We start from the raw sequence: 12,987 nt of genomic DNA, 5'->3' as shown, positions 1-12,987 counted from the left end.
CATTTTTCCGGAATGTTCCGCATCATAAAATCAAGTCAAAGAGTTATTAAAAAAATGGCCTCTATGATTATAAAAATGGAATATACTTTGGCTTTATAGATGCCTATAAGATTGAATACCGTGAGTAAATCATTACTACAAAATATTACTCAAAGCTGCATAATAAAGAACCCAATCCAATAAATGTTTTAAGAAATTTTTTCTCGGATCAATTTTAAAAACGGAAGTATTTCGTCTAACGTTCCAGGAAGTTCATACTCGATTGAATCTCCTGCGCGGATAATATCTTTCTCTTCCAGAGCAACCGCGATCGAAGCCAAAATCTCATTTAATTCTCCGGTTTTTTCTTCGAAACCGATTCCGTCAATTTCAATCTCTGAAAAATCCAGATCCGGCTTTTTCAATTTCAAAGTAATAAACGAAGTCAATAACACATTAATTTGCGAAATGGATTGAGTCAATAGTTCGATTGCTACTTCGTCCTTGCCGGATTGATAAGATTCGTTTACTTTTACAAAAGCCTCTTTGAGTCCCCCTATGTTCTCTATAAACGTATTCAAAATTTCTTTTAGAGTTGGCAGATCTAGATCTAGAACTTGAGTTCGAGCAATCAGATCCATGATAAAAAGTTTCAGGTCTCTTAGATGTTCTAAAAAGTTTTCTATAGTTTCCGTGTTATCTAAACTACCACAGTTAGACGAAATTTCGTTTAGGATTTGTGATACCGTATTTCCGGTTCCCATCGGTTTGATCTGATCTAGTTTGAGGTGTAATAAGTTAGAAGCAGAATCTAAAACGCTACCGATCCATTTGATTCCGTCCGATAATTCTCCGGATTCTTTTTCGGTCAAAGAATCTCTTCCAAATAAAGTAGAACCGACCTTATCCACGTATAAATCCAATTCGGTTAATGTGGAAACTAGAAAATCCATTTCTTCTCCCACAAAAAATTCCATCTTGGCGACCGATTCTATTTCTTGATCGTTCATGATAGAAGTTTGAAACTCTACTCCGTCTACGGTGCAGCTTAGAAGATATTTACCTTTTGATTCGACCCATTTGTTGACTTCACCAAAAACTTCGCCTAACTTCTTTTCGTTTTCAAGAGAACTATCTATGAGATGTTCGTTGATATAAATTTCCATTTCATTCTCCTACTCTATCACTCGTTTTTAGCACCTTTTAAATTGTTGTTTAAATAAGCGCCTACAGCCTTGTTCTTACCGACTCCTTGTTCCATATAAAGAAACTTGGATTTCAATTTTTTCTCGTAACTTACAAGATGATTTTCAAATTCCTTAATCTTTTTGTTGTTATCAGCGACCTGTTCTTCGAGCATTTTCACTTTTCCAGAAACAAGTCCTCCCGCATACTGGGTGTAAGGTTTAATATGTTCTAATAAATCCACTCCGACTCCGGTATCCATCCTCGCATCCGAATTTGTATCGATCGCAAAAAGATTTCTGACGGAATCAGGATTTTCTGCAAGTTTAGAACGTAATTTGTCTTCGTCCAAGATCAAAAAACCGTCTTGTATATCGGCCCATTTACTTCCCACCTTACCGGTGTTAATCCCTATGTCGCTTAACATTCTGACAGAATTTTCTCCGCTTACCGGATAGGACGAACTTGCAATCGTTTTCATTCCGGCGATCAATCGAATTACTGTATGTTCTCCGGATAAAAGTCCCGTTTTTGTTTTTCCTTCCCAAAAACTTTGTCCAATTTCTCCACCCTCTTCCTTTCCGTCCTGAACGGTAGCATTCTTATCCACGGCGGTAGATTCTTTAGAAAATTTTAATACAGTGTTATAAGCGGCTACGAACTCCTTAATCATCTCGATACCCTTATCGGAATCCGTTTTTATATCTATGTTTACGGGTCCTTCTGTTTTTTTATGAAGATTGAGCGAAACCCCATCTAAAACGTCTGTAAGTCCTTCGTTTTTAGGACGATTGACTTCGATCCCATCTACTAAAAAAACCGCGTCCTTGGCCTCGGCGATTTCTTTGGAAGGTTTAGCTCCTCTAAATTCTCCTGGAATTATTATATGAAAAGAATCTAATGTAATCGTTTTACCGCTTGAATTCGCTAAAAGTATTTTATGAACCTTTTGGCCCGAGGGAAAGTTTTTCAAATTGAGAATCACTTTTCCGTTTTCTTTGGAAGCGGTTTCAAAGATCATTTTTTCTTTATCGTTTTCTTTATAAAGAATTCCTAATTCTAATTTCTCTTCCGGTGCAAATTCGGTAGAAGTAGCAAGTTCAATTTTTGTATTCTTTTTAAACTCGGTAGTAGGAATTCCAAATTGAAATGAAGCAACGCTCGCAATTTCCATCCACCTCTTACCGTTTTCCTCTTTAAAAACGGGTTTAGAATCGGAAGGGATTCCGTATTTTTCAGGTTGAAAAACTTGGATCTGATCCGCCTCGGGAAGAAGATTCAGTTCTTTAGGAGGATCTGCGGGTTCGGTCGCGCCTACAAGATTGGCTGCTTGTAAAACTCCATTTGAATCTTCGAACTTCAGTTTACGATCTTTTCCGGAAAAAGTCGCCGTTAGAGTAAGAACGTAATTATCTCCGTCTACTTTGACAAGTCCGGTGTTTACAAGTCCTGCTGCAGAAACTTTGATCGAGGAAGCAAGATCTCGGATTGTTCCTCCTGAAAATTCTATTTCTTTTTCGGAATCTCCGGAAAAGATTTTAAATTTTCCGGCGGGAATCTGTTTATTTACGTCCGTCTTTTCTCCTGAGATTTGGTGGGAGGTTGCAAGTTCTTTAATTTCAATTCTACGTTTACCGGAACTTGCAGAACGAGAAGCGTCTCCACTAATAATTCCTTCTGGTTCGGAAACGATACTTTTCATCGCAAATGGAGCCGTAAAAGAAATGAGTGCTCTCGTTTTTTCTTGTAGATCAGTTGTTACTGTTTTGAGGTCGCTCCACGCTTTCGACTGAGCTTTGTTAAACGAATTTTGTTGTTCAAGTCTGCGGATTGGTTTTGCTTCCAATTCCACTAATTTTTTTACAATTAAATTCGTATCTTGTCCGGAGCTGAGTCCTGGAATTGTAAACGCGGGCATCTTGTCCTCCTACATTCTTAATCGGTCGATTCAGAAAAAAGATAAGGGAAATTGAAAAAATTCAATGTAGGAACTCGAGTACAATACTGCAAATTTTCGGATCGTTTATCAAAAGTTTGTCCCAATACTTCGAAAGGTATTTTTTAGAAGTTTCTAATAAAATGCAATAGTTCCCACATTTCAAAATTTCAACGTAAAATTTCAAATTTGCAGTAGTTCCCACGGATTTAGTCTCAACCATACTTTTTGAACAACTTTCTGTAGCAGGGAGTTCCCACAAAAACTGTTACATTCTGTGATTTACCGTTTTGAGCCGTTTTTTCATTGGTAAATTTTCGTATGAGTTCCTACAAATTATGTCTCTTTTTTAAGCAATTTTTGTTTTAGAAAAGCTTATTCGCGATGTATCAGTTCCTACATTGAAAGTTTTGAAGCAAAGTTCTCGGTCTCTCCAACCTCTTATAAAATCTTTTAGGTAGTCCATTTGGGTATTTTTGTTGAGTAAAAATAGAATTTCAGAACCTTGTCTGTGGTTTTAGTTTCGATAATTATGGTTTACGGAGGAATGATGGGATCGCCTATTTTAGGAGAATTTTTAGGAACTTTCGTATTGATCCTTTTAGGAAACGGAGTTGTGGCCGGGGTTTTACTTGAAAGAAGTAAATCCAAAGATGGAGGCTGGATCGTAATTACAGCAGGTTGGGCCTTTGCGGTGATGATCGGAGTTTTCGTTTCCAACGCATTTGGAAGTTTAGACGCACATCTCAATCCCGCCGTGACGCTTGCGTTTGCGATCCAATCCGGAGATTACACTAAATTGATATATTATATCCCTGCACAAATTGCGGGAGCGTTTTTAGGAGCCGTCTTCAATTATCTGCATTATCTACCACATTGGAAAGAGACCAAAGATCCAGGAAAAATACTAGCTGTATTCTCCACCGAACCAGCAATTTCGCATAACGTTTACAATTTTTTCAGCGAATTTTTAGGAACCTTCATACTCATCTTAGGAATCGTCTCCATTTTCTCCCCAAAAATACAAGGTTTAAGCGCTCACTTTGGAACTTTCTTAGTAGGGATTCTTGTTTGGAGTATCGGACTTTCTATGGGAGGAACGACCGGTTATGCTATCAATCCGGCAAGAGATTTAGGACCAAGACTTGCACATTTTATTTTACCCATAGTAGGGAAAGGAACTTCTAATTGGAAATATGCTTGGTTGCCAGTAATCGCTCCCTTAAGCGGGGCAGCTTTCGCGGGTATATTAATTCGATTTTTATAATATAATAAAGAATAATATTTTAATGTTTAGATACGGTTCCAAAACAATCTTTTTTGAAAACGAATATAATTTTTTCAGAATTATTAGATTTTTTCAACAACTCTAATTAACGTGAGCAGGCGTAAGGTGTTTATAAAAACCTGATTTTTCCATAAAAAATGAATGTTTAAAAATTTATTATGTGACTTAATCTGTGGGAACTATCACAAATCCATATTTTACAGTAAAACTTTGAGATGCGGGAATTACCACAAAACTTAGGTTTGTCTGTAAAATGATGTAGGAACTACTGCAAATCACGATTTTACAAACAAATTCTAAAATTGTAGGAGCTATTACTTTTAGAAAAATTTTCTTATGTTAATGAATGTCTTTCCTATTTATTAATAATTCCTAATATAGTTGTTGAAAAATGAATTCTCCATCTGTTTCTATTTCATGGAAACGAGCAATTGAAATAGTTTTGTTAAACGCCACTATGGAATTTTTCAACAACTCTATTATATAATTCTGAGTAATAGAAAATTATAGAATTTTCAATAACTCTAATGAAGAATAAAATCTTACAAATGCAAAAGTTGACTACTCAGACACATGAAAATGTGTATCCGAAACGAACCGTCAAATTCTACAAAAATACGGAAATTCTCAAAAATTGGGTCTAATTTGAAAATGTTGGCCGTTTTTAAAGTAGGTTGAATATTCTAACTTTTGAAACAAGCTCATGATAGAATTATTTTTATGCACCCGAATGGTAAAAATCAAATGAACTATGAATAGTAGTAAAAAACTTATTTTTTAATTTACAGCGCATCCCAAAATCTAATTCTCTTTATCAGAAAGATCAAGTTGCAGGTTTTGGGACAGGTTCTTATGTTTTTTAGAAAAAGATGAAACGAGATGCAAAACATCATTTTCATTTCTATTTTTATTTCATTCACTTCTTATAATCTATTTGCGGATATTCCGGATTTAAAAGGAGAATGCAAACCCAAAGAATGGATCTGTATTCTTACACGAAATGAAAATAATAAAATAGAATTCTACGTTCAAAACCGGACTCCTTCCGGAGAATATCCATTCTCAGTGAACTTCTACTTTACTAGTTTAGAAAATTTTGAATCCGACGTTACTCTTCCTTATCGTTTTATTTCCAGAGGTAGTTCGGAACCGAAAAAGATTCTTACGATTAGTCCAATCGACATTTATAAATCAAGTTCTTACAGTTCTCAAATTTACGTAAGAGCAGGAGACAACAACACCTCTAAAGAAAATATTGTTCCTTATCGTTTACCTTTCGAATCCACTTCCAGAGTCGGACAAGGTTACAAAGGGAAGTTTACCCATGCCGGAACAATTCCCTACGCACTCGATTTTGTTCTTCCGGAGGGAAGTTCTGTTCTAGCAGCAAGGGGTGGTCTTGTAATCGCCAAAGAAGATAAATATCAATCCGGCGGAATTCATCCATCCTTCAAAGATAAAGCGAACTTCATCCAAGTTCTTCATAAAGACGGAAGTATAGCAGAATATGCTCACTTAAAATATAAAGGTGTATTTGTTCAGATCGGACAAATCATTCAGACCGGGGACAAAATTGCTCTTTCCGGAAACACAGGTTTTAGCAGCGCCCCTCACTTGCACTTTCACGTTTTAAGGCCATCGATTGACTTTCAAACCTTAGAATCTTTTCCTACTTCCTTTGAGACCGACGAAGGAGTGTTAGGCGAACTAAAAACCGGAACCGTTTATTGGAATCCCTCTAAAGTTCTACCTGCTGGAAAAATTTTCTTTGAAGAAGATCTAAAGATTTGTTCTGATCTCGTTCAAAAAAAACTCTTGGACTGCGAAGAAAAGTTTAATCCTCAAAAACGACCGATTCTCGCGCTCGAAGTGAAAAAACCAGGAAAATATGATTTAAAGGTGGAAGTATGTAATCCGAATTTTGTTTGTAAAAGAATCGATTGGATTCTTCAACCCGAATGGAAATCTTCGATATTTTACCTCGACTGGAATTTATTCCCAGAACAGATGACCGGTAATTATAGAATTCAAGTGATCAACGATATTGAAATTCTTAAAACCTGGTTCGTTGAAAGATAACAAACAAGTAGAATTTTACGAATACTAAATTTTGATCCCAAAATACTATCGCGAAACAAAACATTAGAGATTCTATGACTTCTGACAATCCCGTAGAAACAAATTCTTGTTAGGTGGAATTTTGGAGTATTCTATTTGTGTAACTCTGCATACTACTCATAACTATATAATAAAGTACCTAATATTTTACATAGAATCAGCATTTTGTGATAGAATTAACGGTACTTATTTTTATAGGGATCAGTAAATTGCTGGAGTTCCTACAAAAATCGCACATTTGGAAGTCTGCTAGAGTCTCCTAAAAAACGTGAATTCTGTATGACGCGAAATAGATCGGAACTTACCAGACTCAAATCACAAAAAATGAATGTTTGAAAATTTGTAATGCGACTTAATCTGTGGGAACTCTCACAAATCTATATTTTAACGTGAGCAGGGCGTAACGCGAAAGGGATCGATGCGTTCGAAGTAACTAAAGCAAAACGCTCTCTCAAACTAAAGCGTCTCGCTTCTATTTGCGCTCGACAGATCGCGTTTTAAATTGAATCTAAAGACGATTGTTGTATTATGTTTCCTGTATGCAATTTATTGACCAGAGCTAAAGAGCCCGGCCGGCTGCCTATGGCAAGCCGGATTCGCCCTGGTTTTCTTATGTCGAACTCACGTTATTTTACGGTAAAATGAACCTTCATAAGCAATTCCTTAAATCGAATCCAAGCTCATGAAATAAGCAACTATTCTTAATTTCAAAATAGGACTAATCTCTGAAATTGGACGACCAAAAGTCGGAACTAAGCAATTTCTGTGGGAACTACCACAAATCCTAAATTCTATGTCTCTTTCCGTCTAATATAAAAGGAAGTTTATCGAAATGATTCTTAGTATTGACTCCCGATCAAGCGGGTTTAAACAGGAATAGAAATCTCCCGACAAAACTTGAAAAACTCCGGGATTTTTGAAAATTTTCAGGTATCGAATGTCAAAACCCAAAGCACAAGGTCAAACTCCGACAACAACAAATCAAAACGAATCCTCCAACGGGAACCAACCGGAAATTCATTTAAATAATCCGAATATATTTTTTGACCGGGAGCTTTCTTGGATCGATTTCAATCGGCGAGTATTGGAAGAAGCCCAGGATTCCGAAAATCCGCTTTTGGAAAGACTGAAATTCTTAAGTATAACCGAAACCAATTTAGACGAATTTTATATGGTTCGAGTCGCCGGACTTCGTAATCTAGTCAAGGAAGGAAACGACGAAAGAAGTTTAAACGGAGACAGCGCTTCTGAAATTTTATCCGACTTATCAGATAAAGTCAGAGCCTTCGTAAGGGAAGAATACGAAACCTTTTCTAAAACATTAGAAGAATTGAAAGTAGCAGGGATTCATCTAATACTCAATCCAGAAGAACTAACAATAGAAGAAATTAAACAAATTCAAAACTATTATCAGGAAGACGTATCTCCGATCCTTACTCCTCTTGCAATCGATACGGCCCACCCTTTCCCGCACATACTTAACAAATCCTTAAATCTCGCGATGGTATTAAGCACGGACGACGAAAAAACCGGAGGAAAAAAAGATTTATTCGCGGTAGTACAAGTGCCTTCCGTACTTCCTAGATTTTTGCAACTCAAAGGAAAAGGGGAGGAAAGAAGATTTTTTCCATTGGAAGAAATCATCAAACTGCACGTAGATGATCTTTTTTACGGAATGACCGTAAGAGAAATTTATCCGTTTAGAATCATAAGAGACGCAGACATATCCATCGACGAAGAAAAATCTGTCAAAGACCTACTCATTACAATGAAAGACGAACTTAGAAACCGAATCTGGGGAGACGCGGTTCGAATGGATATACACCAAGGCACCTCCCCTTTTATCAAAAACACCCTAAGAGAACTTTTAGAATTACAAGATAACGAAGTATTCGACGTTGCCTCCATCTTGAATATAAACGATGCAATGTTTTTTTACGGATTGGATCATACGTCCAAACTCAAATATCCATTTTTCCAACAAAAGACCACTCTCAAGTTCGAAACCCCAGAAAAAATTTTCGAAGCGATCAAAAAGAAAGATAGACTACTCCATCATCCATACCAATCCTTTTCTGCCATTGAAGATTTACTTCGAATCTCTTCCGAAGATCCTAAAGTTTTAGGAATCAAGATGACACTCTATCGTACAAGCGGGGATTCTCCTATCATACAATATTTAGGAGAAGCTGCTGAAAACGGAAAACAAGTAACCGTTCTTGTAGAACTCAAAGCTCGTTTTGATGAAGAAAGAAATATCAAGTGGGCTCAAAAACTCGAAGCGAGAGGAGTTCACGTGGTTTATGGAGTAGTCGGATTAAAAATTCATTGTAAAATGCTTATGATCGTTCGAAAGGAAGACGATCATCTTGTGCGTTATGTGCATCTTGGAACAGGCAATTATAATTCTACCACATCCAAATATTACACCGACCTCAGTTTTTTTACGGTAAATAAACAGATCACGGAAGACGTAGCCACAATTTTTAACACGATCACTAGTTACGCTAAGATGCCAACTCTGAACCTTTTATCTGCTTCTCCGCACAATCTAAAATCTACCTTCCTTTCTCTCATCGATAAAGAAAAAGAAAACGCACTTTCAGGAAAACCGGCAAGGATCATTTTTAAAATGAATTCACTCGTAGATCCACATATTATACTTTCCTTATATAAGGCAAGCCAAGCCGGAGTCAAAGTGGACCTGATCATCCGGGGAATCTGTTGTCTTAAACCGGGACTAAAAGGGATTTCTGAAAACATTACCGTGTTATCGATTGTCGGAAGATTTTTGGAACATACCAGGATTTATTATTTTCATTCCGGAGGTTTTGAATCTATTTTTCTTGCGTCCGCGGATTGTATGCCTAGAAATTTCGAAAGAAGAATCGAAGTTCTTTTTCCAATCGTAGAAAGTAAAAATAAGGAACGAATCAAAAAAATTTTAGACGTACAGTTACGAGACAACGTAAAGGCTAGATTTTTGCGTCCGGACGGACATTACATAAAGAAAATATTAGAAAAAGATGAAAAACCCGTGGATTCTCAAATCGAAAGAATGACATTTGCGGAATAAAACTTTAAAAATGAATATGACTACAAATTTTACAATTAACAAATCCGAACTTAAATCCCTTATCGGGCCCGGAAAAATATTCTTCAGAAACGACCCAGAATTTGACGAAACCGCCTTTCTTTCTTTTGGAACAGATAGAACCAAGGTTTATCAACCAGATTTCGACATTTTAGCCTTTCCTACAACAACGGAAGAAGTTGCAAAAATTATAAAGTACGCATACGAAAACGAAATTTCGATCGTTCCTTCAGGGGGAAGAACCGGATACGCAGGTGGAGCAATTGCCAAAAATAAGGAACTGGTACTTTCTCTTTCCAAAATGGACAAGGTTTTGGACTTCGATCCTTTTTTTGGAAGTATAAAAGTACAAGCGGGAATGATCACTAAAAATCTTCACAAAGAAGCGGAAGAAAGAAATTTCTATTTTCCGGTAGACTTTGCGTCTACCGGCTCTTCTCAAATCGGAGGAAACATAGCGACTAACGCAGGTGGTGTTAGGGTCGTTCACTACGGATTGATTCGTCAATGGGTTTTAGGGCTTACGGTAGTTACCGGAACCGGAGAAATTTTAGAATTTAACGGAGAAGTCCTTAAAAACAATACAGGATACGATCTCAAACAACTATTTATTGGCTCGGAGGGAACGTTAGGCGTAATTACAGAAGCTACTCTTAAATTGACCACAAAACCTTTGGATAGTCGAGTTTTACTCGTTGCAGTTTCTGATTTTGTATCCATTCTTTCCTTGTTTCAAGAAACCCATCTTGTCAAAATTCCACTACTCGCTTTTGAATTTTTTACGGAATACTGTCTCGGGAAAGTTAAGTCTCATCTTGGAGTTCCAGATCCATTTCAGTCCACAAGCCCATATTATGTTTTGATGGAATTTGAAATTGCGGATGAATCCGACGACGAAAAACTATTCGGCTTTTTGGAAACGATTACGGAAAAAGGACTGATCGTGGACGGAAGTTTAGCGCAGAATTCAAGACAATCCGAAACTTTTTGGAAATACAGAGAAGGAATCAGCGAAAGTATTTCTATCGAATATACCGTTCATAAAAACGACATCTCTCTTCCTTTGAGAAACATGGAGCCGTTTCTCATAGACATGAAATCGTTGTTAAACGGAAAGTATCCTGGATTCGAAATTGCTCTTTTCGGTCACGTGGGAGACGGAAATCTTCATCTAAACATCGTAAAACCAAAAGATCTTTCCAACGAAGATTTTTTAAAAAAATGTAAAGAAGTGGATCCGGATATGTTTCGTTTATTACAAAAATATCATGGATCGATCAGCGCCGAACACGGAATCGGTCTTTTAAAAAAAGACTTTCTTCATTTTTCGAGAACACAAGCCGAAATCATTTTGATGAAAGAAATCAAAAAGTCAATGGACCCTAAAAACATCATGAACCCAGGCAAAGTATTCTAATGATTTCCACTAACGGTTCCAGCGGCAAAAAACCGAGTAAACGAAAAAAAAAGATACAATCCGAACACAGAATTGTTATGCGAAGTCTCACTCTAGACGACTACGCAGATATAAAAGAAATCATGGATATCGTCTTTCCTGAGTTTGATGGTGCCTGGAAAAAAAATCAGTTCGTTTCTCAGATCACAAAGTTTCCCGAAGGACAAATTTGTATCGAAGACAACGGCAAAGTAGTAGGCGCAGCGATTAGTCAAATCGTCAAGTGGTCCGATTACGGAGACAATCACACTTACGAAGAAATTGTAGGCAAGGGAGATCTTAAAAACCACAACGAAAACGGAGATTCTCTTTACGGAGTAGATATATTCGTTCATCCGGAATACAGAGGTTTACGTCTCGGTAGAAGATTATACGACGCAAGAAAAGAACTCTGCGAAAAATTGAACTTAGAAAGAATCGTAGTCGGAGCGTGGATGCCCGGATACGAAAACTATGAAGATTCCATGACTCCAGCCCAATATATCGAAAAGGTAAGAGACAAAGAGATCTACGATCCGGTTCTTTCTTTTCAATTAGCAAACGGTTTCCACGTTCGCAAACTGAAACGGGGATATTTCGGAAATACAAAAGGATATAGTTCTTACGCGGTTCTATTAGAATGGTTGAATATATATTACGAAAAAGAAGAAACCGCTCTGATTGGGGGACAAAAAACCGTCGTTCGAGTGGGAGTGGTTCAAATGCAGATGCGTCCAGTTGCGGGGATCGAAGAGCTGATGCATCAGGTAGAATTTTTTGTAGATACCGTTGCCGGATATAACGTAGACTTCGTATTATTTCCTGAATTTTTTAATGCGTCTTTGCTTGCAAGATACAACGACAGAAGTCCCTCGGATGCAATGCGAGCTCTTTCCAGCCATACCGAAAACATCATCGAAAAAATGGTAGAGCTTGCAGTTTCATACAACGTGAATATCATTTCCGGTAGTATGCCTGAATACAGAGACAATACACTTCATAATGTTTCCTATCTCTGCAGAAGGGACGGTACCTACGAAGAACAATATAAACTTCATATTACACCGGACGAGGATTTTTATTGGGGAGTTAAAGGTGGATACAATCTCTCCGTGTTCAATACGGACGCTTGTAAAATAGGGATTCTCATCTGCTTTGACGTAGAGTTTCCGGAACTTCCTAGATTTTTAGCGGATCAAGGAATGGATATTCTTTTCGTTCCGTTTTATACGGATACTAAAAACGGCTACAATCGAGTCAGACATTGTGCAATGGCAAGAGCGATCGAAAACGAATGTTATGTGGTCATTTCCGGTTCAGTTGGTGGTCTTCCTCACGTAGAGAATATGGACATTCAGTATGCTCAGTCTGCAGTATTTACTCCTTCCGATTTTGCCTTTCCTCACGACTGTGTTGCCGCCGAATCCGTTCCCAACACAGAGATGACTTTAATCGCCGATTTAGATCTGGACCTTTTAAAAGAACTTCGTAAAAAAGGTTCCGTTCGCAATCTTTCCAATCGAAGAAAAGATCTTTACGAACTAAAATGGATTTACGAATCATGAAAGTTTTTTCAATCCTAACAATTTTAATCTGGCTTGTGTTTGCAGGACTTCAATATAACGATCCTGATCCTTGGCTTTGGATTCCGATTTATATGAGTATTGTTATTTTATATGCAGGTTTTATAATATATCCGACAAAAACGAAATTGTGGTTCCATCTTTCTTGGATTCTTTTTGTATTTTTTGGGGCGGGAGCTGTGTTTACCACAACGTTAATCCAAAATTTCTCTTTTGACGACGAAGTCACAAGAGAAACCGGAGGCCTAATTTTATCCGCGATTTGGTCCGGAATTTTAGGTTATCGGATTCGTAAAAAAAATTCAGGTTAGGCGCAATTTTTGAGAACTTCTACACCTTTGTAAGATTGATATTGATTTTTAGAACTAT

The 12,987-nt window shown here is 37.3% G+C and carries 8 protein-coding genes; 6 read left to right on the top strand and 2 right to left on the bottom strand.

Translation table 11 applies throughout. The features are described 5' to 3' along the window. Positions 1 to 188 precede the first annotated feature (188 nt). On the bottom strand, positions 189 to 1,145 hold the full coding sequence (locus LEP1GSC049_RS212425) for a hypothetical protein (RefSeq protein WP_004753065.1): 957 nt from the start codon (positions 1,143 to 1,145) through the stop codon (positions 189 to 191). A gap of 17 nt (positions 1,146 to 1,162) precedes the next feature. Further along, positions 1,163 to 3,082: a flagellar filament capping protein FliD gene (gene fliD / locus LEP1GSC049_RS212430; RefSeq protein ID WP_004752876.1), complete on the bottom strand. Its 1,920-nt coding sequence runs from the start codon at positions 3,080 to 3,082 to the stop codon at positions 1,163 to 1,165. 568 nt (positions 3,083 to 3,650) lie between these two features. Between fliD and LEP1GSC049_RS212435 the strand changes: the two genes are divergently transcribed. The 6 genes from LEP1GSC049_RS212435 to LEP1GSC049_RS212460 all read left to right on the top strand — a co-directional run bounded on the left by LEP1GSC049_RS212435 (position 3,651) and on the right by LEP1GSC049_RS212460 (position 12,929). After that, entirely contained in the window at positions 3,651 to 4,367 is a 717-nt protein-coding gene (locus LEP1GSC049_RS212435; protein ID WP_004752902.1) for an MIP/aquaporin family protein, read from the top strand. Positions 4,368 to 5,267: 900 nt separating this feature from the next. Further along, on the top strand, positions 5,268 to 6,467 hold the full coding sequence (locus tag LEP1GSC049_RS212440; RefSeq protein ID WP_004762389.1) for a M23 family metallopeptidase: 1,200 nt from the start codon (positions 5,268 to 5,270) through the stop codon (positions 6,465 to 6,467). Between the two features lie 976 nt (positions 6,468 to 7,443). Then, complete coding sequence (ppk1, locus tag LEP1GSC049_RS212445; RefSeq protein ID WP_004770285.1) at positions 7,444 to 9,582, top strand: polyphosphate kinase 1; 2,139 nt, start codon at positions 7,444 to 7,446, stop codon at positions 9,580 to 9,582. Positions 9,583 to 9,592: 10 nt separating this feature from the next. After that, positions 9,593 to 11,017, top strand: a complete 1,425-nt coding sequence (locus LEP1GSC049_RS212450) for an FAD-binding oxidoreductase (RefSeq protein ID WP_016560958.1) — start codon at positions 9,593 to 9,595, stop codon at positions 11,015 to 11,017. Further along, positions 11,017 to 12,600 carry a bifunctional GNAT family N-acetyltransferase/carbon-nitrogen hydrolase family protein gene (locus LEP1GSC049_RS212455; RefSeq protein WP_004753446.1) on the top strand — a complete coding sequence of 528 codons (1,584 nt, stop codon included), beginning with the start codon at positions 11,017 to 11,019 and terminating at the stop codon, positions 12,598 to 12,600. Before LEP1GSC049_RS212450 ends, LEP1GSC049_RS212455 begins: the two co-directional genes overlap by 1 nt. After that, positions 12,582 to 12,929, top strand: coding sequence for a transmembrane 220 family protein (locus LEP1GSC049_RS212460; protein WP_016748473.1), 348 nt, complete (start codon positions 12,582 to 12,584; stop codon positions 12,927 to 12,929). Before LEP1GSC049_RS212455 ends, LEP1GSC049_RS212460 begins: the two co-directional genes overlap by 19 nt. Positions 12,930 to 12,987 lie beyond the last annotated feature (58 nt).

This window comes from Leptospira kirschneri serovar Cynopteri str. 3522 CT (assembly GCF_000243695.2).
Taxonomy (GTDB): domain Bacteria; phylum Spirochaetota; class Leptospiria; order Leptospirales; family Leptospiraceae; genus Leptospira; species Leptospira kirschneri.
Note: the sequence above shows the minus strand (reverse complement) of the source record. Positions and strands in the feature narration are given on the sequence as shown.